Source organism: Glycomyces albidus (assembly GCF_009451885.1).
In the GTDB taxonomy this organism is placed as follows: Bacteria; Actinomycetota; Actinomycetes; order Mycobacteriales; family Micromonosporaceae; genus Glycomyces; species Glycomyces albidus.
In genome coordinates, this window is record NZ_WIAO01000008.1 from 24543 (window position 1) to 49645 (window position 25103).

Sequence of the window (25103 nt, forward strand, 5' to 3'; positions counted from 1 at the left end):
TCTGAAACATCTTGCTAATGTTCTCGGTAGTCGGGACGCGAGTCCCCGGACCAGCGGCCCCCGCCCCGGGGCCCCTCAATGAGGAGAAGAAGACATGCGCAGAAGGACCCTGGGAATCACCGCCGTCTCCGCCGCCGCCCTCGGCGCGGCCGCCGCCTGCGGCTCCGACGACGGCGACAACGGCGCCGAGGAGACCCCGGAGTTCTCCGGGGAGCTCGTGATCTGGGCCGACGAGACCCGCACGCCCGTCCTCAAGGAGTTCGTCAAGGACTTCGAGTCGACCGTCGGCGTGAAGGTCACCGTCGAAGAGCACGTGGAGACCCTTCGCGAGGACTTCGTCACCGCCGCCCAGCAGGGCCAGGGCCCCGACATCGTCGTGGGCGCGCACGACTGGTCCGGCCAGTTCGCCGCCGACGGCGTCATCACGCCCATCGCCCTCAGCGCCGACCAGTCCGGCGCCCTGAACGAGACCGCCGTCAAGGCGTTCACCGTGGACGGCAACCTGTACGGCGTCCCCTACGCGGTCGAGAACCTGGGCCTGATCCGCAACACCGACCTCGCCCCCGACGCCCCCGCCACCTTCGAGGAGCTCGTCACCGCCGGCCAGGCCGCCGGCACCGACGAGGTCCTCACCATGGAGGTCGGCGTCGACGGCAACGCCTACTCCGCCTACCCGCTGTTCGCGTCCATGGGCGGCTACCTGTTCAAGGACGACGGCGCCGGCAACCTCGACCCGAACGACGTCGGCGTGGACTCCCCCGGCGGCATCGCCGCGTTCGAGAAGTTCGCCGAACTCGGCGCCGCGGGCGTCCTCAAGACCACCATCGACGCCACGAACACCATCCCGTTCTTCGTCGACGGCAAGACCGCCTTCATGATCTCCGGGCCGTGGGCGCTCACCGACGTCCAGGGCGCGGGCCTCAACTACGAGGTCACCGCCATCCCCGGCTTCGAGGGCCAGGGCCCGGCCTCGCCGTTCCTCGGCGTCCAGGGCTTCTACATCTCCTCGGCGGCGCAGAACGCGGTGTTCGCCCAGGAGTTCGTCACCAACTACGTCCTGACCGAGGACCTCCAGCTCAAGCTCGCCGAAGCCGGCGGCCGCCTCCCGGCGCTCACCGCCGCCGCCGAGGCCTTCTCCGCCGACAACGCCGACGTCCAGGGCTTCGCCGCCGCCGGCGAGAACGCCGTCCCGATGCCGAACATCCCCGCGATGAACGCCGTCTGGGAGCCCTTCGGCCGCGCCGAGGCCGACGCCATCGACGGCGTCTCCACCGGCGAGGCCGCCGCGACCACCGCCGCGCAGTCCATCCGCGACGCCGTCGCCGGCTGATCACCCGGGCAGGACACCGACGAACGACACCCCGACGAGCGAAGGATCGCACTGTGCTCGACCAACGTGCCCAAGGCTCCACGACCGCCGCGGGCCTGATCGCCAAGATCGCGGTACTCGCGGTGGTCGCCGCGCTGGCCGTCTGGGCGGCGGTGCCGCTCATCGCCGCCGGGGCCTGGTGGGGCCTGGCGCTGGAGGCGGCCGTGGCGGCCGTGCTCTTCTACGTGTACCTCCAGCGCCGGGCGGTCCAGCTCAAGTACCTGGTTCCCGGCACGCTGCTGCTCATCGCCTTCCAGATCCTCCCGGTCGTGCTCACCGTCGGCACCTCGTTCTCCAACTACGGGGACGGGCACCGGGTCGACAAGGAGCAGGCGACCGAGTCGATCATCGCCGCGGGCGTGCAGCAGACCCCCGGCGGCGCGACCTACCTGCTCGCCGTCGGGGAGTCCGCGTCCGGTGAGCTGACGCTCCTGCTCACCGACACCGCCGACGGGTCCACCTGGGCGGGGACGGAGGCGGGCCTCGCCGAGCTCGACGGCGCCACGGTCGACCCGACCGGGCGCGTCACCGCCGCGCCCGGCTACACCGTGTGGACCCTCGCCGACCTCAACGAGCGCCAGGCCGAACTCGCCGACCTCGCCGTCCCGACCGGGGACACCACCGGCATCAAGGTCCAGGGCCTCTCGGCCTTCGAAGGCGAGTCGACGCGCTCGTACGACGAGGCGTGCGACTGCATCACCGACTCGGCGACCGGCACCGTCTGGTACGCCGACGACGAGACCGGGACCTTCGTCACCGAGGACGGCCAGGCCGCGCTCGTCGGCTGGCGGGTGAACATCGGCTTCGGGAACTACCTCGACGTCCTCACCGACCCGGACATCCGCGGCCCGTTCCTGGGCGTCTTCACCTGGAACGTCGCGTTCGCGGCCGGGTCGGTCCTGTTCACCTTCGCGATCGGCCTCGGCACCGCCATGGCCCTCAACCGGCCCGGCATGCGCGGCACGAAGGTCTACCGGGCCTTCATGATCCTGCCGTACGCGATGCCGTCGTTCGCGATGCTGCTGGTGTGGGCGCAGATGTTCAACCGCGACTTCGGCCTCGTCAACGAGCTGTTCGGCCTGAACGTGAACTGGTACGGCGGCACCTGGCCGGCCCGCGCGATGGTCCTCATCGCGAACACCTGGCTCGGCTGGCCGTACATGTTCCTGATCTCGCTCGGCGCGCTCCAGGCGCTCCCGTCCGACTCGCTCGAAGCGGCGAAGATCGACGGGGCCACCGGCGTCACCGCGTTCCGCAAGATCACGCTGCCGCTGCTGCTGATCGCGCTGACGCCGCTGCTGATCTCGTCGTTCGCGTTCAACTTCAACAACTTCAACGCGATCGAGCTGCTCAGCGGCGGCCACCCGTTCGAGGCCGGCGACGCCGTCGGCGGCACCGACCTGCTCATCACGTACGCGTTCCGGCAGGCGTTCGGCTCCTCCAGCGCCGACTACGGCTTCGCGAGCGCGATCAGCGTGTTCATCTTCCTCATCGTCGCCACGATCTCGGCGGTCATGTTCCGCTTCACCCGCAACCAGGAGGACGTGTACTCATGACCACTGCCGTCGCGACGAAGCGCAAGGGCCGCAAGTCGTTCCTCAAATGGGCCGCGGACACCGGCTGGCGGCATGCGGTCGCACTGGCCGCGCTGCTGTTCGGGCTCGTCCCGATCGTGTACGTGGTGTCGGCGGCGTTCAACCCGAACGGGACCCTGTCGTCGACGAACCTCCTGCCGACCTCGTTCGGCCTCGGCAACTTCCAGAAGCTGTTCACCGACGACAACGTGCCGTTCGCATCGTGGTTCGCGAACTCGCTGATGATCGCGGTCCCGGCGGCGTTCATCTCCATCTTCATCTCGTCGCTGGCGGCGTACGCGTTCAGCCGGTTCCGGTTCCGGGGGCGGCGGCCGATGCTGCTGTTCCTGCTGCTGATCCAGATGTTCCCGGCGTTCCTCGCGGTCGTCGCGCTCTACCTGATCTTCGGCTCGATCGGCGAGTTCTACCCGATCGCGGGCCTGAACACGAAGCTGGGCCTGATGCTGGTGTACATGGGCGGGGCGCTCGGGGTGTCGACGTGGCTGATGAAGGGCTTCTTCGACACGATCCCGAAGGAGCTCGACGAGGCGGCGACGATCGACGGGGCCTCGCACGCGCAGATCTTCTTCGGGATGATCCTGCCGCTGGCGGCGCCGATCATCGCGATCTCGGGGATCCTCGCGTTCGTGGGGACGATGAACGACTTCATCCTCGCGTCGCTGTTCCTGACCGACCGGCCCGAGATGACGCTCGCGGTGGGGCTCAAGACCCTCACCGCCGAGAACTCGCCCGCGTCCTACTTCGGCATCTTCGCGGCCGGCACGCTCCTGACGTCGATCCTGACGGTCGCGGTCTTCATGAGCCTGCAGCGCTACATCGTCTCCGGCCTGACCGGCGGCGCCGTGAAGGGCTGAGCCGCAGACCGCTGCTCGACCCGCCGCCCTTCCCCAGGAGGAGCGGCGCGGGCCCGGGCCGGGGAGGGCCTCCCTCTCCCCGGGCCGGGCCTTTCCGCTTTCGCTGGGCCCGTTCGGATCTGGAGTCGGCGGCGCGGGATTGATATGGTGGCCGCAGGACCCCCATGTCCGAACGGATGCGACCCCATGCCCCATATGGAAGCGGAGCAGCTCATCAAGGCTGCGAACGAGCTGTTCCAGATCGAGAGCGACGCGCACGCGGGCGCGGCGTCGCTGGCCGCTGCGATGGCGGAGACCTCAGGCGCCCTCGCGTCGGGCGGGCTGTCGATGGGCGAGGCGCTCGGCGGTGCCGCGGAGGCGTGGGCCGGGAAGCGGATGAAGCCGACGGGCGAGCTCGTGGTGAACCTGGCGGAGTTCCTGACGGTGTACTCGCAGGAGATGGTGGACCTCGACGAGTTCACCGGGAACGAGTTCGAGAAGCACAAGGGACTCGTGCAGCGCCGCTCCAGCTCGAATGTGATGTGACCGCCGTGAGCGAGTTGAACTGGCAGCAGGTGAACCAGCTCCCCGTGGACGCGGTCAAGAGCGCCGCGGACTACTGGACGACGTACCGCGGGAAGGTCGTGGAGTCCGCCGAGACGGTCGGAAGCGATGTCGCGAAGACCATCGGCGACGAGCACTTCGGCGGGGACGTGGCCGACGCGAGCCGCGGGCAGCTCCAGAAGATCGCGACCGAGTTCGAGCAGCACGTCGACGAGTTCGCGAAGCCGCTCGCGGTGCTCCTCGAGGACGCGCACGAAGTCCTGTCGCGGGACAAGCAGGCGATGAACGCGGCGGTCGAGCGGGTCCTCGACGCGCAGCTCGCGATCAAGCCCGACGGCGAGGTGTACCTGACCGACACGGTCCTGGGGAACATCGTGCGGTGGGCGCAGGCCAATGCCGAGCGGGCCGGAAAGCCGTGGCAGACCCTGGCGGAGACCGAGATCGCCCGGTGGCAGCAGCAGGCGTGCGACCCCATGACCGCGCAGGTGAAGGGGATCGTCGAGGCGGCGCGCGCCCACGACGACGACATCACGACGAAACTGAACGCGCTGCGGGACAAGCACGTCGACATGCCCCCGCCCGTGGGCTCGGACGAGAACAAGGACGTCGCCGAGTACTGGGCGTCCAAGGCCGTCGACCTGTTGAACGGCGGCGCCGACGGGAAGATGAGCCCCGCCGAGCTCGACGAGTTCAACAAGCTCGTCGAGGAGCGCAGCGGCCAGCCGGAGTTCTCGACCGCGCTCATGAACAAGCTCGGCCCGGACGGCCTCGTCGAGCACCTCGACAAGGTTTCGAACGACGTGTTCGGAGACGACAAGTCGACGTACAGCAAGGAGCAGCTCTCGGCGATGCACGAGTCGCTGGGGAAGACCCTCGCGACCGCGACGGACCCGACGAAGCAGCCGCACGTCGACGAGCGGTGGACCGCGGAGTTCATGAACCGCGGCGCCACAGGCGACAACTCCAACGCCCCGAACGGCTACCAGACGGTCGCCCCGCTGCTCAAGCACGGGAAGTACCACGAGGACTTCCTGACGCCGGTCGCCGAGCACATGATGGCGATCGACAAGCAGGGCCCTTGGCCCGACGGCTCCGAACTCGACAACCTGGGCGGGCCGAAGAACCCCAATGCCAACCCGCTCAACTACGCGCTCGAAGCGGTCGACCACAACCCGAAGGCCGCCCAGAACCTGTTCACCGGCAACGGCAAGGGCATGGAGGACATCGAAGGCGTCGACCTCTCCGGCACACCGGCCGTCGAGGACCCGGTGAAGTACCTGATGGACCGCGCCGAGGACTCGAAGGCCGGCGGCAACCTGTTCACCGGCGGCACCGACGGCGACCGCCGCGACCCGCTCGACCCGAACCTGGTCGGGAACGCGCTCGAATCGGCCGCCACCGGCGTCTCCACCGACCCCGACTACAAGGACCGGCCGGTGGTCGACTCGAACGCGGGGAAGGTCGCCGACAAGGTCATCGACTACGCCACCGAGAACCGCCACAAGTTCACCAAAGAGCCGATGAACGACATGGTGGACAACTTCGGGAACATCACCGCGGCGTACATGGACGACTTCCACCGCTCGATCGCCTCCCCCACCACCCAGGGCTGGGCGGTCGACCGCGGCCCGAGCCTGGACCTCGGTTCGGACGCCACGCAGGCCGGCAAGTGGCTCAAGCTCATGGGCAGCGACGAGATCGCCTCCGCCACCGTCCAGGCCGCCAGCGAGCGCCTGATGTACGACCAGATCCAGACCGCCCGGACCACGACCGATCTGGAGCCCGGCACCGCCTACAACGAGGCGTTCGAAATGCACGGCAACGTCACCGCGGCGGTCACCGACGGCACGCTCGACGCCATCGCCGACGGCGTCCACCAGCAGGCGGAGGACCACAACGACGTGGTCGACGCCGTCAAGAAGGTCGTCGAAGGCGGCGCCGGAGTCGCGTTCGGCTACGCCACCGGCCCGTGGGGCGGCGAGGCGGCCGGACAGGTCACCTCGGCCATCGCCGACCGCGTGGGCAAGCAGTTCGAGATCACCGAAGCGGAAGCGGCCCGGACGGTCGCGGACAAGACCACCACCGCGTACCAGAAAGCCCTCGCCGACTACAGCAGCCCGAACGCCTCGATCGAGAGGCTCCTGGCGAACGAACGCTCCATGAACGACATCACCAAGAGCACGACCCTCGAGAACTTCACGCAGCGCTTCAACGACAGCATCCAGTGGGTCGTGCGCGGCTACACGGACACCGCCGAGGAAGAGGAGGCCGAGGAGAAGGAGGGATCCTGACCTCCGCGGGGACGGGGCAGCCGGGCGGGCGGCCCCTCCGCTCAGTCCTCGATGAGTTCGCGGAGCACGTCGAGGGGCTCGCGCAGGTCGGCGTACTCCTCGAGTTCGATGACGCGGTGCTGGAGCTGCTCGAGGCTGTACGCGACGACGGCGACGCGGTCGTCGGCCGGGGACTCGAGGAGCTCGATGGCGCGGTCGATCAGTCGCAGGGCGTCGTCGAGGGTCGCGAGGTCCTCGGCGTTCTGGATCCGCGCGGTCGTGTAGCCGCCGGCCGCCGGGGACGCGAGGTCGTCGGCGTCGTCGGACGCCGGCTGCCACAGCTTCGCGAGCCGGTCCCAGTTCGCGCGGCGCTCCTCCTGGAAGCGGGCGATGCCGGCCCGCAGGAGGATGGTGCGGGCGACGAGCTCGACCCGCTCGCCGGGAGGGAATGCGTCTGCCATCGCCGTTCCCCGTTCAGGACCAGTGGGGAGGGCGCTCGGCGAGGAGGTCGAGGTCCCTGACCGAGAGTTCGCGCCTGGTCGGGCGCGGGCGGGGGGCTTCGCCCCAGCCGCGGTCGGTGTCGTCGGAGGTCTGGTCCGGGAGCACCGAGAAGTCCTCGTCGAGCTCGACGGAACGGTCGTCATCGGAGACTGCCATGCTTCGACTGTACGTCAGGCGGTCGCGGCCGGTGCAACGGCGAGGCCCTGAACACCAGGTGAACCGGCGGTCAGGGCCTCTACCGGGGCTGCGCTGCGGCCGTGCGGCCTATGCCACCCCGACGAGCTCGTATCCGGCCTCGTCGACCGCTTCGCGGACCTGCTCCTCGGTGAGGGCGGCCTCGCTCCTGACGGTGACCTTGCCGGTCTCGAGGGCGACGTCGACGTTCTCGACGCCCGGGAGCGCGGAGATCTCCTGGGTGACGCTCCCGGCGCAGTGGCCGCAGGTCATGCCCTTGACGACGTACACGGTTTCCATGGCGACTCCATCCTTGGCTGGCGAGTGTTCTAGGTTCTGAGCAGGCGGGCCACCGCGTCCGAGGCTTCCTTCACCTTGGCTTCGGCGGCGGTCGGGTCACCGGAGGTCTGCGCCTCGGCGACGCAGTGGGCCAGGTGGCCTTCGAGGAGGTTGAGCGCGACGGCCTGGAGGCCCTTGGTGGAGGCGGAGATCTGGGTCAGGATGTCGATGCAGTACTGGTCGTCGTCGACCATCCGCTGGATGCCACGGATCTGGCCTTCGATGCGCTTGAGGCGGCGCGTGAGCGCGGCCTTGTCGCCGTGGTACCAGTAGTGGTCGCTCCCGTGGTCGCCGCCGTCGGGGCCCGGCGCGTGCGCGCCGTGCGGGGTCTCTTCGCTAGCCATGTCGCTTCCCTCCAGTCGTCAGTCTATACCCCGTCGGGGTATCTCGGCAACTGCTCGTCATGCCCGTGCAGCGGCCCGTAGTATTCCGTGCCATTGTGCGAGAAATTCTCCCCCCGGCCTTGTCACCGCCCATACGGCCCTCTAACGTGAAGCCGTCGCGTCGGAAACTCGGGTGCACCCCGCATCCGCCGCGCGGCACCGCCGAGTCGGTACCTGTGTCCTGACAGGACCGAGCCGGGGAACCAGCAGTCGGCCGCATCCCCGGCCGACGGGGTGAATCGCGTTGCAGGACGCGTAGGGCGACCCTTCCTTCCGCCCGAACCCGACAGCTAACCCGGTAGGCGGCCAAAGGAAGGAGCGCATCCCTTGGTGCGTACCCGGCGAATCGCGGCCGCAGCGCTGGCCGCGGCACTGCTCCCCGTGGCGGGGGCGGTGCTCACCTCATCGCAGGCGTCCGCTCAGACCAGCGAAGAGATCCAGGCGGAGATCGACGCGCGCCACTCGGACCTCGAGAAGGTCATCGAGGACTACAACGCCAAGCGCGAAGAGCTCGAGGACGCCAACCAGCTCATCGCCGACATCGAGGCCCAGCTCCCCGAGCTCGAGGCCGCGAGCCTCGCGGCGCAGGACCGGATGGCCGAGATCGCCTCGACCGCCTACACCGGCGGCGACTTCGCGATGGTCAACTCCGTGCTCGCCGGCGACCCGGCCGACTTCGCCGACCGGCTCATGTACCTGTCGAACCTCACCGACGCCGAGAACGCGGCCCTCCAGGACTCGCTCGAGCAGATCGAGACGCTCGAGACCCGCCAGGCGGAGCTCGCGGCCCTCCAGGCCAGCGCCGACGAGATCCTCGCGGAGATCGAGACCCAGCAGCAGGAGATCGAAGACGAGATCGACGCGCTGGAGGAGGAGTACGACGACGCGGTCCAGGAGGAGCACCAGGAGGAGTGGGGCGACTACTCCGGCGACTCCGCGGTCGTCGCCTTCGCGTACGACCAGCTCGGCGACGACTACGTGTACGGCGCCGACGGCCCCGATGAGTGGGACTGTTCGGGCCTGACGCAGGGCGCGTGGGGCGCGGCCGGGGTCTCCCTGTCGCACAACACCGAGATGCAGTGGAACGAGACGGCGCGGATCTCCCGCGACGAGCTCCAGCCCGGCGACCTCGTGTTCTACAACGGACTGAGCCACGTCGCGATCTACATCGGCGGCGGCGAGATCATCCACGCCCCGAACTCGACGACCGTGGTGAAGATCGCCGACCTCGACGTCATGGGCATCGACGGGTACGGCCGGCCGTAACCGCCGCCGCGAGACGGCCCGGGGCCCGGCCCCGGGCGCGACTCCCCGGCGGCGGCGGGGGCGGTTCCATTGCTGACCCTGCTGCTGACCCCGCAATGGCCCCCGCCGCCGCCGGGGACACCTCATCGTAAAGAAGCCCTTGCGAACCGCTTCAGCGGCCCGCAAGGGCTTCTCGGGTCCTGCGCGCCTATTCGGCGTGCTCGGCGACCGCGTGCTCGGTGAAGGCGCGGTCGTAGCGGGCGCGCCGGCCGGTGCCGCCGCGCTGCCACGGCGCCGGTCCCTCGAGCGGCCGGTACCAGATCCCCATGGCGTGCAGGCGCTCCAGGTGGTCGTCGAGGCGCTCCAGGACCGGGTTCGCCTCGCGCACGGCGGGGTCGGTCCAGGCGACCTCGGCGAGGACCGACAGGCGCGGGAACGCGGCGTACTCGACGTCCTTCGGGGACGGCAGGTACTCCGACCAGAGCTGGCACTGCACGCCGAGGACCTTCGACTCGTCGACGCCCGGCGGGACCGGGTCCCAGCCGGCGACCTTCTCGACCGTGGTGAGCCCGTGGATGCGCAGCGGCTCGTCGGGGTCGGCGCTCTCGTAGTGGTCGTAGTAGACGAACGGCTCGGGGCAGGAGACGACCTCGTGCCCGGCCGCGATGGCCTTCTTCACGTACGCCTCGTTGCGCCACACCGAGACCGCGGCCTCGGCCGGCGCGCCGCCGTCGAGGATCTCGTCCCAGCCGATGACGCGCTTGCCCATGGCCGCGAGGCGGTCGCAGAACGCCTTCGTGAACCACGCCTGGACGCCGCGCACGTCCTCCATGCCCTCGCGCTCCATGAGCTCGCGGGCCACCGGCGAGGACTCCCACTGGGTCGTCGGGACCTCGTCGCCGCCGATGTGGACGAACGGGCCCTCGAAGACCTCGGCGACGGCCGTGTACGCCTCGAGCGCGAAGTCGAGCGCCTCCGGCGTCGGCTCCAGCACCTCCTCGAACACGCCGAACGTCGGCGAGACCGGCTTGGCTTCGCCCGCACCGAGTTCGGGGTAGGCGGCGAGGACCGCGCGGGCGTGCCCGGGCAGGTTGACCTCCGGGACGATCATGATGTGCCGCTCGCGCGCGTACGAGGCGATCTCGCGCAGGTCGGAGACGGAGAAGTGCCCGCCGTGCGGGGTCCCGTCGTACCCGTGGGACTCGTCGACGGCGTGCCCGATCTTCGTCTCGGCCCGCCAGGTGGCGACCTCGGCGATCCTCGGGCGGGAGGGGATCTCGAAGCGCCAGCCCTGGTCGTCGGTCAGGTGCAGGTGGACGACGTTGAGCCGGTGCAGCCAGGCCCGGTCGATCATCTTGAGCACGAAGTCCTTCGGCTGGAAGTGCCGGGCGACGTCGAGCATGACGCCGCGCCAGCGCAGCCGCGGCTCGTCCGTGATGGACACGTGCGGGACGACCGGCGCGGCGGCCGGGGCCTCGCGGAGGGCGTCGGCGGGGAGGAGCTGGCGGAGGGTCGCGATGCCGCGGGAGACGCCGGCCGGGTGGGCGGCGGCGAGGTCGACCCCGGCGCCGGTGACGTCGAGGCGGTAGGCCTCGGCGGCGGTCGTGAGGTCGTCGGGCCGGTCGCCGCCGTCTGCAGCGGTGTCGAGGCGCAGGCGCAGGACGCGGCCGCCGGCGTCGGGGCCGGCGACGGTGAGGCGCAGGCCGGTGCCCCGGTTGAGGAGGTCGGACAGGAGCCAGGCGAGGGGGTGCAGCTCGGGATCGGCGGCGATGGCGTCGAGGGTGCTCAGGTCGAGGTCGCCGTCGGCGGCCGTGAGCTGCTGCGGCTGGGGGATCAGCGAGATGCGGCGCTGCATAGTGCGGGGGCTCCTGTGGTAGTGGTGCAGTTGTCCGGCTCGCGCGCGTCACGAGGGTGCTGCCGCGCCGAGGCAGAACCGGTTCGCAGGAGCCGGTCCCGGGCCGGGACGCCGCTCCCACCGAATTAGTTCAGTTTATTTATAATATAGGACCGCGCCGCGGTCGGCCAGTGCGCGGAGCGGATTTGCTCGGCACGGGCGACCGCGGCGCGCGGCGGATCGCTACCGGACGACCGGCAGGTGCTGGGTGGCGTCCATGTCCTCGGCGGGCTCCCGCTGCCGGTTGATCGGCATCAGCGGCGCCGACTCGGACGCGAACACCCCGCTCGATGACGAGAGGTCGTACCCCGAACCCGTCGACGGCGAGTCGAACACGCTGCTCGCCACCGGCGAATCGAAGCCCGAACCCGCCGACGGCGAGTCGAACGCGGCCGACAGCGCACTCGGCAGCGCGGACACGGGCGCGGGCGAGGACGCGCCCGGCCGGTCGTCCTCCCCCGAGACCAGGCCGAGCTGGCGGCGCAGGTCCGTCAGGTTCGATCCGGCGCTGTCGCGCTGGCGCTCCAGGGCCGCGACCTCCTCGGCGAGCGGGTGGATCCGCTCGGCGGCCCGCTCCTCGGCGCTGCGGCGCAGCCGCGCGGCCTCCGTCGCGGAATCGGCTTTGATCGACTTGACCTGCTCGACGGCCCGCTGCAGCGCGTCCTTCGCCTGCTGGTCGGCCTCCTCGCGGCGCTCGATCGCCCGGTTCTCGGCCGAGCGGGCCCGCTCCTCGGCCAGCGCCAGCCGGTCCTCGGCCTCCGAGACGATCCGCTGCGCGGTCGCGATGGCCTGCTGGTGACGGTCGGCCTCCTCCTTCTGCGCCCGCTCGCGCCGGTCGGCCTCGGCGAGCGTGAGCTCCTGCGTCTTCTTCTTGCGGTACTCGGCGGCCTCGGCCAGGAGCTGGTGGGCGGCGCTGCGCTGCTGGTCGGACTCGCGCGCGGCCAGGGCCCTCAGCTCGGTCATCTCGCGCTCGGCGGTGGCGCGCATGACGGCGATCTCCCGCTCGGCCTGGGAGCGGGTCTTCTCGGCCTCGGCGCGGGACTGGCTCTGCGCGGTCTGGGCCTCGCGGTGGGCGTCGGCGATGGCGAGGTCGTGGCTGCGGCGGGCGTTCTCGCGCAGCTCGGTCGTCTCGTTGACCGCACGCGAGCGGATCTCGGTGACGTCCTGCTCGGTGGTGGCGGTGATCTCGGCGGCCTCGGTGTGCGCGGTCCGCATCATCGCCTCCGCCTCGGTGCGGGCCTCGGCGAGGAGGGCCGCGGCCTGGCGCTTCGCGTCCGCCTTCTGGACGCCGGCGTCCTGCTCGGCGGCCCGGAGGATCTTCTCGACGCGCGCGCCGAGGCCGGCGAGGGTGGGCTGCTCGGCCTCGGCGATCTGCGTCGCGCGCTCGGAGACGCGCCGCTCCAGGGCGCCGATGCGCTCCTCGGCGCGGCGCAGTTGCTGCTCGGCGGCCTCCAATGCCCGCGCCGCCTCATCGCGGTGCTGCTCGTGGGTCAGGATGTTCTGATACAGCCGGGAGGTGAACTCGTCGACCTGGTGGCGGTCGTAGCCGCGCATGGAGACGGCGAATTCGGGCCCGGTTTCCTCGAAGAATTTCGACATGATCTTCCAGAGTCCAGGAAACGGTTGATGAATCATGATCACGCCTGAAGGGTGGAAATCCGGCGACGAACACGCGCTCCCGGGCGTGTCGCTCCGAAAACGTCCAGATGGGAAGGCGAAGGGCCCCAGCCGAAGCCGAGGCCCGCTCCGATTCGCCGGGTTACGCGGTCTTGTCGGTCTCGTCGAAGAAGTCGCCCATGATCTCCTCGAGGAGGTCCTCCATGGCGACCAGGCCGGTCACGTCGCGGTCGCCGCCGGCCTTCGCGGAGGCGATGACGAGGGCGAGCTGGGCCCGCTGGCGCCGCATGAGCGTGACCGCGCCGGCCACGGTGGTGTCGGCGGCGATGAGCAGCGGCGCGGCGGCGAGGTCGGCGACGGACGCGTCCGGTTCGGCCTGCACGGCCTCGCGGACGTGCACGAGCCCGACCGGGCGCTCGTCGGCGTCGACGACGACCAGGCGGGAGCGGCCGGTCGCCCGGCTGCGCTCCTCGGCGGCGACGGCGGTCGCCGACGCGGGGATGGTCACGACCTCGGCCCACGGGATCTGGACCTCGCCGACACCGCGGCGCTGCACCTCGATGGCGTGGGAGAGCATCTGGTGCTCCTCCTCGCCGAGGACGCCCGCGGCGGCCGAGGACCGCAGCAGGTACCGCAGCTCCTCGGGCGAGTGCGCCTGCGCCTTCTCGTCGGCCGGCTCGACCTTGAACAGCTTCAGCATCGCGTTCGCGCCGTGGTTGAGCCCCAGCAGGATCGGCCTGGTCAGCCACACGTACCCGGTGAACGGCCAGATGAGCGCCATCGCCGACGACTCCGGGTGGGTGATCGCCCACGACTTCGGCATCATCTCGCCGACGACCATGTGGAGGAACACGACGATGACGAGCGCGATCGCGAACGCGATCGGGTGCGCCGCCGCCTCGAGCCCGAGGTGCTCGAGCGGGACCTCGATGGTGTGCGCGAGGGCCGGCTCGGCGAGCGCGCCGAGGCCGACGGTGCACGCGGTGATGCCGAGCTGCGCGCCCGCGAGCATGAGCGACAGGTTCTTGGTCCCGCGCAGGGCGGCGCGGGCGGCCGCGGAGCCGTCCTGCTCGAGCCGGTGCTGCCGCGAGGCGACGAGCGCGAACTCGGCGGCCACGAAGAACGCGTTGGCGGCCAGCAGGAGCAGGGAGATCAGGAGGGCGGGACCGGTGCTCACCGCGACGCCTCCTTCCCGTCGCCGCCGTTCGCGGGCGTGGTGGGGCGCAGTTCGATCGCCTGCGGCACATGCCGGGCCGAGGACACCACGACGAGCTTGACGCTGCGCGGGACCGGGTCCTCCTCGCCGTCGCCGTCCTCGTCGTAGAACTCGCCGGCCGCCGAGGTCGCGACCACGACGGTGTCGCCCGGGTGGGCGACGCGGCCGAGCTCGGACATCACCAGGCCGGCGATGGTCTCGTAGTGCTCGCCTTCGGGCAGCTGGATACCGGTGGCGTCGGCGACCTCGTCGACGCGCCAGCGGCCGGGGATGAGCCAGCCGCCGCCGGCGAGGGCGACGGGGACGGCCTCGAACCGGTCCTGCTCGTCGCGGATCTCCCCGACGAGCTCTTCGGCGAGGTCCTCGAGGGTGACGATGCCCGCGAAGCCGCCGAACTCGTCGACCACGCACGCGAGCTGGCGGTGCCGGCCGCGCATCTGGTCGAGGAGCTGCGGCAGCGGGAGCGAGGCGGGGACGAGCATCGCCGGGTCGGCGATGTCGGCGACGGTGACCGTGGACCGGTCGCCGCGGGGGACGGCGATGATCTGGCCGATGCCGACCACGCCGCGCAGGTCGTCGACGTCGTCGCCGACGACCGGGAAGCGGGAGTGGCCGCCGGAGAGCGCGGCGACCGCGTCGGCGACGGTGGCGTCGGCCGGGAGGGTCTGGACCCCGACGCGCGGGGTCATGGCCTGCTCGGCCACGGTGTCGGAGAAGTCGAGGCCGCGGTCGAGGAGGACCGACAGCTCTTCGTCGAGCGCGCCCTCGTCGCGGGAGACGTCGATGATCCGGTGCAGGTCCTCGGCGGTGGCGTTGCGCTCGAGCTCCTCGACGGGCTGGATGCCGAGGAGCTCGAGGAGCTTGGTGGAGGCCGCGTCGAAGAAGCGGATGATCGGCCCGCACACCGTCAGGTAGGTGCTGGTGGGTGCCGCGAGGGCGAGGGCGAGGCCCTCGGTGCGGGCGATCGCGAGGTTCTTGGGGCCGAGCTCGCCGAGGATCATCTGGACGACGTTCGCGATCACGAACGCGACGACCGTGCCGGCGGTGACCGAGACGGCCGCGGGGACGCCGGCCACGCCGAGGAGCTGCGCGAGCCCTTCACCGAGGTAGGGCTCGGCGAAGAAGCCGACGAAGAGGGCGGTGACGGTGATGCCGAGCTGCGCGCCCGAGAGGGCGAACGACAGCTGGGTGCAGATCTTGAGGGCCCGCCGGGCCTTGGCGGCGCGCTTGGCGTCGCGGCCGGCGGCGAGCTCCTCCAGTTTGGACCGGTCGACGGCGGTGTAGGCGAACTCGAGCGCCACGAAGAAGCCCGTGGCTGCGGTGACGGCCAGGATGATGCCCAGTCCGATCGCTATGAGCACGGCTCACGCCTCCTGGGAGGCTCCGATGCCACAGGGCCGCGGCCGCGGGGCCGCGGACTTCGATATCGTCGTCGTTTGCGTCGCATGGGCCGATCTTAACGGTGTCGTTCGGGCGGGCAAGCGGTCGTCATTGTTCGCCCCGCCACAGCACGATGTCGGTGGAGCGGCCGAACGGGCCGGCCATGGCGCGCAGCTCCGCGAGTTGCACTCGGGCCCGCTGGAGCTCTTCGAGGACCGCCTGGGCCTCGGCGCGGACGGCCTGGACTTCGCGTTCGAGGTCCATGATCCGCTTGATGCCGGCGAGGTTGACGCCCTCGTCCTGGCTCAGGCGCTGGATCTCGCGCAGGCGCGTGACGTCGCGGGCGGAGTAGCGCCGGCCGCCGCCGGGCGTGCGGGCGGCCTCGACGAGGCCGAGCCGGTCGTACTGGCGGAGCGTCTGCGGGTGCATGCCGGCGAGTTCGGCGGCCGCGGAGATCGCGAGGATCTTGGCGTCGAAGTCGATCTCGTCGTCCAGTCCCCGCTGGCGGTAGGAGATCTCGACGCGCAGCTGCCGGTGCGCGGCCATGTCGGCGGGCCGGTCGGGCGGACCGGTGCGGTCCGAGGCGGTCACGGTTCCCTCCCTTGGTCGGTGTCGCTGCCGTTCGCAGGAATGAAGTCGGTGTTGCGGAACGCACGGCCCTCGGCCGCGCCGGATCCGAAGGCGCCGTTGCCGACCGCGTCCTCGTTCGCGGTGCGCTCGTCGGCTGCGTTCTCGTTGGCGGCGCGCTCATTGACGGTGGGCTCATTGACAGCACCGTCCCACATCACCCGCCGCCACAGCGCGCCGCGGGCCTTGGCCCGGATCGCGGAGGCCGCGGCGATGATCGCGGGGCGGCTCCGGTCGCGGGCGGGTCCGCCCGGCCGCGCCCCCGGCGTGCCCGTCGCTGCGGCGGCACCGGATGCGGTCCGCCGCCGCAGCGTGCGCAGAGCGGTGCCGTCGGACGCGGTCGCACCGGTCGCCGCCGGAATCGCAGTGGGCGTCGCCGTACCGCCCGATGCGGTCGCATCGGCACCGGTGTCCGTCACCGCGAGCATCGCGGTGCCCGCCGATGCGCCGCCGAAACCGGACGCGTCGCTCACCGACCGGGTCGGCACCGCAGTGCGCGCCGCGCCGCCCGACGCCGGCGCATCGGCGACGGTGACGGGCGTGCGCTCGACGTGAGCGGCTCCGCCTCGCTGCTGCGGTGCGGCGGTCTCGCCGCGGCGGTCGGCGGGGCCGGGCAGCGGTCGCGGTGCGGTCATGTCGGTTCCTCCAGGTGCGCCCCGCCGCAGCGCGCATGCGGACGGGTCGGCGCTCCCGGCGGGCGCGCCTCCGCTCCGCTCCCGCGGCGCGGGCGCGTCGGCGTGGTGCTCCTGGTGCAACATCATTGGCCTGTCAGCTGTTCCAGCTTCGAGCGGTCGGCCGGCGGGGCGGCCGCCGCGTACTTCTCGAGCGCCTCGAGGGCCTCGGTGGTCAGCTCGGCGGGCACCTCGACGTCGACGGTGACGAGCAGGTCGCCCTTGCCGGGGACGCCGCGGCCCTTGACGCGCAGCACCCGGCCGGTCGGCGTGCCCGGCGGGACCCGGAGGGTCACCGGGCCGTCGAGCGTGGGCACCTTCACCTTGGCGCCCATGGCGGCCTCGGGGAAGGACACCGGCAGCCGCAGCGTCACGTTGTCGCCGTCGCGGGCGAACAGCGGGTGCGAGCGGACGGTCACGCGGACCAGGAGGTCCCCGGCCGGTCCGCCGCGCTCGCCCGGAGCACCGCGCCCGGCGAGGCGGATCGTCTGGCCGTCGCCGATCCCGGCGGGGATCCGGACGGTGATGACGCGGTCCTTCGTGGTCGCACCGGTGCCGCCGCAGTCGGCGCACGGGTCGGTCACGACGGTGCCGGTGCCGTCGCATTCGGGACACGGCTGCGCGAAGCTGAACGCGCCCTGGTTCTCGGTGACGAGGCCGCGGCCGGAGCAGCGCGGGCAGGTCGTGGGGGCCGTGCCGGGCCTGGCGCCCGAACCGCGGCAGGTCTCGCACTCGCCGGGGGCGCGCATCCGCAGCTCCGTGGTCGAGCCCTTCACGGCGTCGGCGAAGGCCAGGGTCACGTTGGTGCGCAGGTCGTTGCCGCGCGCGGCGCCGCCGCGGCGCCGCTGGCCCGCGCCGCCGCCGAACAGGCCCCCGAAGAGGTCGGAGAACCCCCCGGACGCGGACCCGGCGTTGCCGAACAGGTCTTCGAGGTTGATGCCGCCCGCGGCGTGCGCGCCCCCGAAGCCGCCCCGGCCCGACTTCATCAGCTGGATCTGGTCGTACTCCCGGCGCGACTTGTCGTCGTGCAGCACCGAGTACGCCTCGGAGATGCCCTTGAACTTCTCCTCGGCGTCGGCGTGCGCGTTGTGGTCGGGGTGCCACTCCCGCGCCAGCTTCCGATACGCCTTCTCGATGTCCTTCTTGGAAGCGTCCTGCGGTACGCCGAGCACGGCGTAGAAGTCCTTCTCGAGCCACTCCTGCGATGCCACGGGACGCCTCCTTCATTCCTGTAACGGGTCCGGACCCGGTCCTCGCCCTCGTCCTGCCGCCGACCGCCCGGACCCCGCGATGCGCGGGGCCCGGGCCGGCGGCTACTTCTTCTTCTTTTTCTTGCCTTCGGGTTCGGCGTCCTCGGACGCCTCCGGCTCCTCGGCCGCTTCGGCCCCGGCGTCCTCACCGGACTCCGCGGCGCCGGCGGGCTCGACCGGTTCGGATTCGCCGTCCGCCCCGTCCGGCTCGGTCCCGGCCTCCGCGTCGGCCTCGACCGACTCGCCCTCCACGGCCTCGGCCTCGGGGGCCTGCGGCTCGGTCTCGGGCTCCGGTTCCTGGAACGGCTCCTCGTCCGACGGCTCCGCGACCGCGACCAGGGCCGGACGCAGCAGCTTGTCGCCGAGGCGGTAGCCCGAGCGCATCACGTCGATGCAGGTCGGGCCGTCCACGTCCGGCATCTGCATGTGCGCGACCGCTTCGTGGATCTGCGGGTCGAACGGATCGCCCTTGAGCCCGAACGACTCCAGGCCGTGCTTGGCGAGCGCGTTGGAGAGCTGGTCCGCGACGGACGCGAAGGGGCCGTTGAGGTCCCCGTGGTTGCGGGCCCGGTCGAGGTCGTCGAGCACCGGCAGCAGGCTCTGCAGCACCCCGGCGGTCGCCAGCTCGCCCGCGCGGGCCTTGTCCCGCTCGACGCGCTTGCGGTAGTTCTGGAACTCCGCGGTGACCCGCTGGAGGTCGCGGGTGCGCTCCTCCAGCGTCGCCTGGAGGACCAGGACCGCGTCGTCGGCGGCCTGGCCGTCGTCGGAGGCGGCGGCCAGGATGTCGTCGACCGTCAGCTCGCCGTCGCTCGAGTCGCCCTCGTCGGGCTGCTCGGGCGGCTGCGCGTCTTCGGCGTCCTTCTTGTCCTCTGCCACTACTTCTGGTCCTTGTCGTCGTCGACGATCTCGGCGTCCACGACGTCGTCGGCGCCGGGAGCGCCCGCACCGCCGGCCGCCTGCTGCGGGCCGCCGGCCTGCTCGGCCTGGGCGGCCGCGTACATGGCCTGCCCGGCCTCCTGGCTGACCTTGGAGAGCTCCTCGGTGCCGCGCTTGATCGCCTCGATGTCGGTGCCGCCGAGGGCGCCCTTGAGGGACGCCGTGGCCTCGTTGATCTTGCCCTTGAGGTCCTCGGGGATCTTGTCGCCGGACTCGGCCAGGAGCTTCTCGGTCTGGTAGACCAGCGACTCGCCCATGTTGCGGGCCTCGGCCTCCTCCTTGCGCTGCCGGTCCTCTTCGGCGTGCTCCTGGGCCTCGGCCATCATCCGCTGGATGTCGTCCTGGGCCAGGCTCGAGCCGCCGGAGATCGTCATCGACTGCGCCTTGCCCGTGGCGGAGTCCTTCGCGGACACGTTCACGATGCCGTTGGCGTCGATGTCGAAGGTGACCTCGATCTGCGGGACCCCGCGCGGGGCCGGCGGGAGGCCGGTCAGCTCGAAGGTGCCGAGCTTCTTGTTGTAGGCCGCGATCTCGCGCTCGCCCTGGAAGACCTGGATGAGCACCGACGGCTGGTTGTCGTCGGCGGTCGTGAAGACCTCCGAGCGCTTGGTCGGGATCGTGGTGTTGCGCTCGATGAGCTTGGTGAAGATCCCGCCCTTGGTCTCGATGCCGAGGGACAGCGGGGTGACGTCGAGGAGCAGCACGTCCTTGACCTCGCCCTTGAGGACGCCGGCCTGGAGGGTCGCGCCGATGGCGACGACCTCGTCGGGGTTGACGCCCTTGTGCGCGTCGCGGCCGATGAGGCGCTTGACCAGCTCCGAGACGGCCGGCATGCGGGTCGAGCCGCCCACGAGGATGACGTGGTCGATCTCGGACACGTTGATCCCGGCGTCCTTGACGGCCTGCTCGAACGGCTTCTTGCAGCGGTCGAGGAGGTCGGAGGTCATCTGCTCGAACTCGGCGCGCGAGAGCGAGACGTCGAGGTGCAGCGGGCCGTCGGGGCCGGCGGTGATGTACGGCAGGTTGATCGAGGTCTGCGTCGCCGAGGACAGCTCGATCTTCGCCTTCTCCGCGGCCTCCTTGAGACGCTGCATGGCCATCTTGTCCTTGGACAGGTCCACGCCGTACTGGCCGTTGAAGGTCTTGACCAGGTGCTGGATGACCCGGTCGTCCCAGTCGTCGCCGCCGAGGTGGTTGTCGCCGGAGGTGGCCTTGACCTGGATGACGCCGTCGGCGATCTCCAGCAGCGAGACGTCGAAGGTGCCGCCGCCGAGGTCGAAGACGAGGATGGTCTGCTCCTCCTCGCCCTTGTCGAGGCCGTAGGCCAGGGCGGCGGAGGTCGGCTCGTTGATGATGCGCAGGACGTTGAGGCCGGCGATCTCGCCCGCCTCCTTCGTGGCGGTGCGCTGGGCGTCGGAGAAGTACGCCGGAACGGTGACGACCGCGTCGGTGACGTTCTCGCCCAGGTACGCCTCGGCGTCGCGCTTGAGCTTCATGAGGATCCGGGCGCTGATCTCCTGCGAGGTGTAGGACTTGCCGTCGATGTCGACGGTCCAGTCCGTGCCCATGTGGCGCTTCACCGAGCGGATGGTGCGGTCCGGGTTCGTGACCGCCTGCCGCTTGGCCACCTCGCCGACGAGCACTTCCCCGTTCTTGGCGAACGCCACGATGGACGGGGTGGTCCTGGCGCCCTCAGCATTCGTGATGACCGTGGCCTCCCCGCCTTCGAGGACGCTGACCACGGAGTTCGTCGTGCCGAGGTCGATACCGACCGCACGTGCCATGTTGATCTCCTGATGTAGTCGAACAGAAATGTCTCTGTCTCAAGCGGCCGGGCGGGAACCCCGAACCAAGTTGAGCCGGATAGACTCAATGTTCATCCGGTCGGTATCGACTGTCAAGGCGATCACTTGGATTGTGATGAAATGCACTAAAGTTGAGTCGGTCCGACTCAACTTTGCGTCACGGGCGCACTAGCGGGCCGTGGCGGGCGCGCCTCCGGCGGCCTCGCAGCACTCGGTGAGCAGGTCGTCGGCGATCTTCCAGGTGTCGCAGGGCCACGCCTGGTTGCAGGAGGCGCAGTCGATGCCGAGGAGCTGCTCGGGCAGGTGGTCGCGCCACATCGCGGCGGCCAGGTTCCAGCCGGTGATCTCGGGGATCCCGGCCGGCGCCTCGAGCGGCGGCGGGGATTCGAGGGAGAAGAGCTTCGAGGGCTGCTCGCGGCGGGCGCGGCGCGAACGCGCCGGGATCGGGACGACCATCGACCCCTGCCCGGAGGCGGGGGCCGGGGGTTCGGCGGTGTGGCGCGAGCGGCGAGGCGGAGCGGTGCGTTCCTGTCGCGGCAGGCCGCGCCCCTCGGGCGCTTCCGCCTCCTGCGCCGCCGGCCTCGCTGAATGCTGCATGCTCACGCTATCTCCTCATTCGCCTTCGCTTCCGTGCCTGCGTACTCCTCTATCCGGATTAACGGTCGAGCAGCCCGAGAGGACACGGGATGAGCACTCGGCACTCTAGTCCTCCCGCGCCTTTCGGAATTCGAGTCGAACTCGCAATCGATCGCGCATCACATGGAACGGGAATGCCGCTCCCGTTTCGGAGGCGGCCGCGGCGCATCGGGAGTAGCCTGGAGCGGTCGTGTCCAAACGCCCGCGGCGCAAGGGAACCGTGGCGGCCATTGCGCAATGGAAAGCCTTGCGGGACAAGGGATTCGGGAATGGACTCCCGTGAATCGGCCACCGTTCTCCAAGAAACGTAACGCGTGCCGCATTCGCGGTCGGCATACGGACGTTGAGCTGGCATTTCGGCCTTGTAACCGAACCCAACGGCGGATTAACTTTGGGTTACCACGTCCGTTATGTCTAGAAACGACCTTTTCGCGTATGGCATCATTGGAATATGCAGTCTCCTTCAGAAGAAGTACAATGGACGGTTGACGGTGGATTGATCACTCCCTACTTCGAGAGCAAGACCACCCTCGTCCGAAGCGCGGGGAGCGAACCCCAGCGCGACCACGTCTACCTCTACGGCCTGGAGCTCAAAGGCGACGGCGAGATCGCACTGCGCCTGCGTCCCGAGCACCGCCACCAGCACGCCGAGGCCTCGCTCGCCATCCGCGTCGACGAGTCCAACTGGGTCCGCACCGGCGCGGAGTACCTCGGCGGGCAGCACCTCATCAGCACCGTCACCACCCGCGGGCGCACCGACTGGTCGCTGTTCCCCGTGGACACCGAGTCCGACGAGATCTGGCTGCGGCTCATCAGGTCCGGCGACACCGTCACCGTCGCCCACGCCGACGACGGCGTGGACTACACGACCATCGCCTCCACCTACCTGCCCGGCGGCGTCCCCGCCATGGCCGGCATCGCCAGCACCCGGCCCGTCGCCGAGACCTTCTGGGACGCGGCCCTGGACCTCGACATCGACCTCGACTGACCCCCGCGAAGCGTTCAGCGGCCCGGCAGTGGGGTGCCGGACGCCGCTGAGCATAGAGGTCGGGTCCGCCCCGAACCGGTCCACCGGGCCCGACCTGTGTGCTCAGCACCGAACGCGAGCAGCGCGAGGCGCGGCCGGCCGCATCACTGCGGCCGGCCGCGCCGTTCACTGCTCCTGACGCCGCTCCTACTCGAAGAGCGAGGCGTAGGTCTGGAAGGCCGTCGCGACCTCCACCTGGTGCCAGTAGCGGTGGTAGTTGAACTCCGGCGCGGGGCCGGTGCAACCACCGTCGATGTACGCCTGGACCTGGTCCCAGCCCTCGAACTCGGTCATGAACGACCGGGTCTCGATGAAGGTGACGCCGTTCTCGAGCACGTCGCCGTTCGGCATGGTGCCGGTCCAGCCCGGCGGGATGTAGACCTCGTCGCCGAAGCGGCAGTAGTCCGCCCGGGCCTCGGTCTGGGTCACGCCGATGCCGTCGTTCGCGGCCCACAGGGAGTCCAGCAGGTTCGCGGCCGCGGTCTGCGAGGCCGTGTCACCGCTGGCGGCGGCGTGGTACGACAGGATCTTCGCGAACGCCCCGGCCACACCCGGGTCCTTCGACATGTTGATCACCGAGGCGGACAGGCCCGCTCCCGGCTCGCCGTTCCATTCCAGGTCGCCCGGCAGGCTGTAGTCGGTCGCGCTGATCTCGCTCTCCGACAGCGCCCAGGCCACCCACTCGTCGAGCAGGTCGCAGGCGCGGGCGTCGCCGGTGGCGTGGCAGTACTGCGCGACGCGGTCCATGCCCCAGACCTGGAAGCCGAACCAGCGGTTCGACGGCGGGTCGTGCCACACGGGCTGCTCGTCGTAGTACAGGCCCTCGAACTCGGCGTTCGTGGTCGGCGTGCCGTAGTTGCCACCCCAGTTGTTGGTCGCACCGCCCGCGATCGCGCCGGCGCCCGGGGAGCCCTGCGGCACCTGGAGCCACTCGAGGAACTCGAGCTGCTGGTCCAGGCTGGCCGCCCAGTCGTCGTCCGCGGTCGGCGAGGCCGGGGCGAGGCCGCCCTCGGAGAGCGCGTACGCGGCCATGACGTTCTGGTAGCCCTGGTGGACACCGGAACCGCCGATGCGGAACGACCAGTCGCCGTTCATGCCCGCGCCCCAGGAGTAGTACCAGGAGAGCAGGTAGTGGAACGAGTTCTTGCCGCTGCCGTCGGGGCAGTTGTTGATCCCGATGCAGTCGCCGGCGATCTGCTTGAAGTACTTGTCCGCGAACGCGTACCGCAGGAAGTCGCCCATCTTGGAGGCGTTGTCGAGCGAACCGGAGATCGCCGTCTCCTGGCCCTGCGCCTCGGCCCACTGCTGGGCCATCCACGCGACCTGGATGGCGCGCGCGTCGGCGTCGGGAGCGGCCGTGTACCGCTCCTGGCGCGAGTACTGCGAGTCGCCCACGAACAGGTCCAGGAAGCCGTTGGGGCCGCCGAAGTCGAACGTCTCGCACGAGGGGTGCGCGACGGTCTCCCACGTCGACTCCGAGGAGCCGCGCTGGAACGTGTTCATGTACGCGGGCTCGGTGGTCCCGTCGCCGCACTCGCCGAAGCCGTAGGCGTTGTCCACGTCCAGGATCCAGTGCATGCCGTAGATCTGGTTGGAGCCGTAGGTGTTCCGCAGCTCCTGGCCCAGCGGGTCCGACCCGACCGAAGCGTTGAAGTCGAGCTGCGTCGGGTAGTCCGTGACGTCGCCCGACTCCGGCGCGTACGACGCCGGCGAGGCCGGGTTGTACGAGGTCGGGTTCAGGTCCGGGATCGCGTACTGCTCGGTGATCTCCCACGACTCGTTGTAGCCCGACCAGTCGCCGGTGACCTGGCCGTAGGCCGCCTCCAGCCACTGGAGGTAGCTCAGGGCCTCGGAGGTCGTCTCGTGGCCGTAGTCCGGCGCCTCGACGATGAGCTCCTCCACCGAGTGGTAGGGGACGCCCGTCTCGTGCAGGTACGGCGAGTCGGCACCGGTGAGCTGGTCGTACATCTCGAGGAAGCGCTGCTCGTTCTCCGTCACCTCGCCCAGGTCGGCGACGGTGACGGTGACCTGGAGCGAGTCGTACCCGGGGGACGCCACGGTGAACGTGGCCGACTCGCCCGCCTCGGCGCCGGCGGCGGCGCTGAAGACGACCGGCTTGGGGTTGGTGTCGCCGGCCGCGAAGGACAGCGAGGCACCCGAGGACACCGAGATGTCGGTCGAGCCGGAGGTGCGGGTGGTGGTCACGGTCGCGGCCGCCTCGGTCGCGGCCGAGAAGCCGACCTCGATCGAGGAGGTGGAGCCGGCGTCGACGACCACGTTGGCCCGGTCGACCTCGAGCTCGGGCTCGACCGGCTCCTCGCCGTCGCAGGACTCGCCGTTGACGGTGATGCCCGTCGGCGCGGTCGAGGCGCCCGAGCCGATGAAGCCGAAGACCTCGCGGCTCTGGCCGGACGCGATCGAGCCGTTCCAGCCGACGTCCGAACCGGAGAAGGTGGTGCCGCTCTGGCTCCAGTCCACGTTCCACGCATTGGAGACCCTGGTGCCGGCCGGGAACTCCCATTCGATGTCCCAGCCGTTGAGCCCGGCGGTCCCCGCGGTGAGGACCACGTTGGCCTGGAAGCCCGAGCCCCAGCTCGAGACGACGTTGTACTGGACGCCGCCGCAGTACTGGGCGGCGAAGGCCGACGGCGCGGCCACCGCGGCGAAGGTGCCGACGAGCGCGATCGGCAGCGTGACCGCCGCCGTCCGACGCCATCGGCGGCCCCGCCGGCGCGGCGGGGCCAGGTTGTCGGAATCCATTGTGGCTACTC

At 70.7% G+C, this 25103-nt stretch carries 21 protein-coding genes, 1 pseudogene and 1 riboswitch; of the genes and pseudogenes, 7 read left to right on the forward strand and 15 right to left on the reverse strand.

Going from position 1 to position 25103, the window contains the following annotated elements:
- Nucleotides 1–94 precede the first annotated feature (94 nt).
- The 5 genes from GFD30_RS08815 to GFD30_RS08835 all read left to right on the forward strand — a co-directional run bounded on the left by GFD30_RS08815 (nucleotide 95) and on the right by GFD30_RS08835 (nucleotide 6652).
- On the forward strand, nucleotides 95–1330 hold the full coding sequence (locus GFD30_RS08815) for a sugar ABC transporter substrate-binding protein (RefSeq protein ID WP_153024827.1): 1236 nt from the start codon (nucleotides 95–97) through the stop codon (nucleotides 1328–1330).
- Nucleotides 1331–1383: 53 nt separating this feature from the next.
- A complete protein-coding gene (locus GFD30_RS08820; RefSeq protein ID WP_322633081.1) occupies nucleotides 1384–2925 on the forward strand; it encodes an ABC transporter permease subunit in 1542 nt (513 codons plus the stop codon).
- Nucleotides 2922–3818 carry a sugar ABC transporter permease gene (locus GFD30_RS08825; protein WP_153024828.1) on the forward strand — a complete coding sequence of 299 codons (897 nt, stop codon included), beginning with the start codon at nucleotides 2922–2924 and terminating at the stop codon, nucleotides 3816–3818. Before GFD30_RS08820 ends, GFD30_RS08825 begins: the two co-directional genes overlap by 4 nt.
- A gap of 186 nt (nucleotides 3819–4004) precedes the next feature.
- On the forward strand, nucleotides 4005–4343 hold the full coding sequence (locus GFD30_RS08830; RefSeq protein ID WP_153024829.1) for a hypothetical protein: 339 nt from the start codon (nucleotides 4005–4007) through the stop codon (nucleotides 4341–4343).
- Nucleotides 4344–4348: 5 nt separating this feature from the next.
- Nucleotides 4349–6652, forward strand: coding sequence for a hypothetical protein (locus GFD30_RS08835; RefSeq protein ID WP_153024830.1), 2304 nt, complete (start codon nucleotides 4349–4351; stop codon nucleotides 6650–6652).
- A gap of 41 nt (nucleotides 6653–6693) precedes the next feature.
- Here the strand turns inward: GFD30_RS08835 and GFD30_RS08840 are convergent, their stop codons facing one another.
- From GFD30_RS08840 to GFD30_RS27840, 4 genes and pseudogenes are all read right to left on the reverse strand, one after another.
- Nucleotides 6694–7092, reverse strand: a complete 399-nt coding sequence (locus GFD30_RS08840) for a hypothetical protein (RefSeq protein WP_153024831.1) — start codon at nucleotides 7090–7092, stop codon at nucleotides 6694–6696.
- A 13-nt stretch (nucleotides 7093–7105) separates the two neighbouring features.
- Nucleotides 7106–7288 (reverse strand): hypothetical protein, encoded by a 183-nt coding sequence (locus GFD30_RS08845; protein WP_153024832.1) that lies wholly within the window; start codon nucleotides 7286–7288, stop codon nucleotides 7106–7108.
- 108 nt (nucleotides 7289–7396) lie between these two features.
- A pseudogene (locus GFD30_RS08850) lies at nucleotides 7397–7618 on the reverse strand (heavy-metal-associated domain-containing protein); the annotation flags it as partial.
- 17 nt (nucleotides 7619–7635) lie between these two features.
- On the reverse strand, nucleotides 7636–7989 hold the full coding sequence (locus GFD30_RS27840) for a metal-sensitive transcriptional regulator (RefSeq protein ID WP_153024834.1): 354 nt from the start codon (nucleotides 7987–7989) through the stop codon (nucleotides 7636–7638).
- A 189-nt stretch (nucleotides 7990–8178) separates the two neighbouring features.
- Nucleotides 8179–8349, forward strand: a riboswitch (cyclic di-AMP (ydaO/yuaA leader).
- Between the two features lie 9 nt (nucleotides 8350–8358).
- On the opposite strand from GFD30_RS27840, the gene GFD30_RS27845 reads away from it, so the two are divergent.
- Entirely contained in the window at nucleotides 8359–9294 is a 936-nt protein-coding gene (locus tag GFD30_RS27845) for a C40 family peptidase (protein ID WP_153024835.1), read from the forward strand.
- Between the two features lie 187 nt (nucleotides 9295–9481).
- Here GFD30_RS27845 and GFD30_RS08865 read toward each other — a convergent pair whose 3' ends face one another.
- The 10 genes from GFD30_RS08865 to GFD30_RS08910 form a co-directional block, all read right to left on the reverse strand.
- Nucleotides 9482–11128, reverse strand: a complete 1647-nt coding sequence (locus GFD30_RS08865) for a beta-N-acetylhexosaminidase (protein ID WP_153024836.1) — start codon at nucleotides 11126–11128, stop codon at nucleotides 9482–9484.
- A gap of 222 nt (nucleotides 11129–11350) precedes the next feature.
- Nucleotides 11351–12766, reverse strand: a complete 1416-nt coding sequence (locus GFD30_RS08870; protein ID WP_153024837.1) for a coiled-coil domain-containing protein — start codon at nucleotides 12764–12766, stop codon at nucleotides 11351–11353.
- 160 nt (nucleotides 12767–12926) lie between these two features.
- Nucleotides 12927–13961 (reverse strand): hemolysin family protein, encoded by a 1035-nt coding sequence (locus tag GFD30_RS08875; protein ID WP_322633082.1) that lies wholly within the window; start codon nucleotides 13959–13961, stop codon nucleotides 12927–12929.
- Nucleotides 13958–15361 (reverse strand): hemolysin family protein, encoded by a 1404-nt coding sequence (locus GFD30_RS08880; protein ID WP_322633083.1) that lies wholly within the window; start codon nucleotides 15359–15361, stop codon nucleotides 13958–13960. Before GFD30_RS08880 ends, GFD30_RS08875 begins: the two co-directional genes overlap by 4 nt.
- A 127-nt stretch (nucleotides 15362–15488) precedes the next feature.
- Nucleotides 15489–15896 (reverse strand): heat shock protein transcriptional repressor HspR, encoded by a 408-nt coding sequence (locus GFD30_RS27850; protein WP_407649004.1) that lies wholly within the window; start codon nucleotides 15894–15896, stop codon nucleotides 15489–15491.
- Nucleotides 15897–15967: 71 nt separating this feature from the next.
- Complete coding sequence (locus GFD30_RS08890; RefSeq protein ID WP_153024838.1) at nucleotides 15968–16642, reverse strand: hypothetical protein; 675 nt, start codon at nucleotides 16640–16642, stop codon at nucleotides 15968–15970.
- A gap of 122 nt (nucleotides 16643–16764) precedes the next feature.
- On the reverse strand, nucleotides 16765–17889 hold the full coding sequence (dnaJ, locus tag GFD30_RS08895; protein WP_322633085.1) for a molecular chaperone DnaJ: 1125 nt from the start codon (nucleotides 17887–17889) through the stop codon (nucleotides 16765–16767).
- Nucleotides 17890–17991: 102 nt separating this feature from the next.
- Nucleotides 17992–18804 carry a nucleotide exchange factor GrpE gene (locus GFD30_RS08900; protein WP_322633086.1) on the reverse strand — a complete coding sequence of 271 codons (813 nt, stop codon included), beginning with the start codon at nucleotides 18802–18804 and terminating at the stop codon, nucleotides 17992–17994.
- On the reverse strand, nucleotides 18804–20648 hold the full coding sequence (gene dnaK / locus GFD30_RS08905) for a molecular chaperone DnaK (protein ID WP_153024839.1): 1845 nt from the start codon (nucleotides 20646–20648) through the stop codon (nucleotides 18804–18806). Before dnaK ends, GFD30_RS08900 begins: the two co-directional genes overlap by 1 nt.
- A 189-nt stretch (nucleotides 20649–20837) precedes the next feature.
- Nucleotides 20838–21272 carry a hypothetical protein gene (locus GFD30_RS08910; protein WP_153024840.1) on the reverse strand — a complete coding sequence of 145 codons (435 nt, stop codon included), beginning with the start codon at nucleotides 21270–21272 and terminating at the stop codon, nucleotides 20838–20840.
- A gap of 529 nt (nucleotides 21273–21801) precedes the next feature.
- On the opposite strand from GFD30_RS08910, the gene GFD30_RS08915 reads away from it, so the two are divergent.
- Nucleotides 21802–22293, forward strand: a complete 492-nt coding sequence (locus GFD30_RS08915; RefSeq protein WP_194201900.1) for a DUF1349 domain-containing protein — start codon at nucleotides 21802–21804, stop codon at nucleotides 22291–22293.
- Nucleotides 22294–22479: 186 nt separating this feature from the next.
- Here the strand turns inward: GFD30_RS08915 and GFD30_RS08920 are convergent, their stop codons facing one another.
- The gene (locus tag GFD30_RS08920) at nucleotides 22480–25092 is read right to left on the reverse strand and encodes a glycoside hydrolase family 48 protein (RefSeq protein ID WP_153024842.1); all 2613 of its coding nucleotides are present in this window, start codon (nucleotides 25090–25092) and stop codon (nucleotides 22480–22482) included.
- Between the last annotated feature and the right edge of the window lie 11 nt (nucleotides 25093–25103).

What these genes read in the sequence shown, in the direction of transcription:
- GFD30_RS08815 (WP_153024827.1), top strand. Translation starts at nt 95, where the DNA reads ATGCGCAGAAGGACCCTGGGAATCACCGCCGTCTCCGCCGCCGCCCTC.
- GFD30_RS08825 (WP_153024828.1), top strand. Translation starts at nt 2,922, where the DNA reads ATGACCACTGCCGTCGCGACGAAGCGCAAGGGCCGCAAGTCGTTCCTC.
- GFD30_RS08830 (WP_153024829.1), top strand. Translation starts at nt 4,005, where the DNA reads ATGCCCCATATGGAAGCGGAGCAGCTCATCAAGGCTGCGAACGAGCTG.
- GFD30_RS08840 (WP_153024831.1), bottom strand. Translation starts at nt 7,092, where the DNA reads ATGGCAGACGCATTCCCTCCCGGCGAGCGGGTCGAGCTCGTCGCCCGC.
- GFD30_RS08845 (WP_153024832.1), bottom strand. Translation starts at nt 7,288, where the DNA reads ATGGCAGTCTCCGATGACGACCGTTCCGTCGAGCTCGACGAGGACTTC.
- GFD30_RS27840 (WP_153024834.1), bottom strand. Translation starts at nt 7,989, where the DNA reads ATGGCTAGCGAAGAGACCCCGCACGGCGCGCACGCGCCGGGCCCCGAC.
- GFD30_RS08865 (WP_153024836.1), bottom strand. Translation starts at nt 11,128, where the DNA reads ATGCAGCGCCGCATCTCGCTGATCCCCCAGCCGCAGCAGCTCACGGCC.
- GFD30_RS08870 (WP_153024837.1), bottom strand. Translation starts at nt 12,766, where the DNA reads ATGTCGAAATTCTTCGAGGAAACCGGGCCCGAATTCGCCGTCTCCATG.
- GFD30_RS08890 (WP_153024838.1), bottom strand. Translation starts at nt 16,642, where the DNA reads ATGACCGCACCGCGACCGCTGCCCGGCCCCGCCGACCGCCGCGGCGAG.
- dnaK (WP_153024839.1), bottom strand. Translation starts at nt 20,648, where the DNA reads ATGGCACGTGCGGTCGGTATCGACCTCGGCACGACGAACTCCGTGGTC.
- GFD30_RS08920 (WP_153024842.1), bottom strand. Translation starts at nt 25,092, where the DNA reads ATGGATTCCGACAACCTGGCCCCGCCGCGCCGGCGGGGCCGCCGATGG.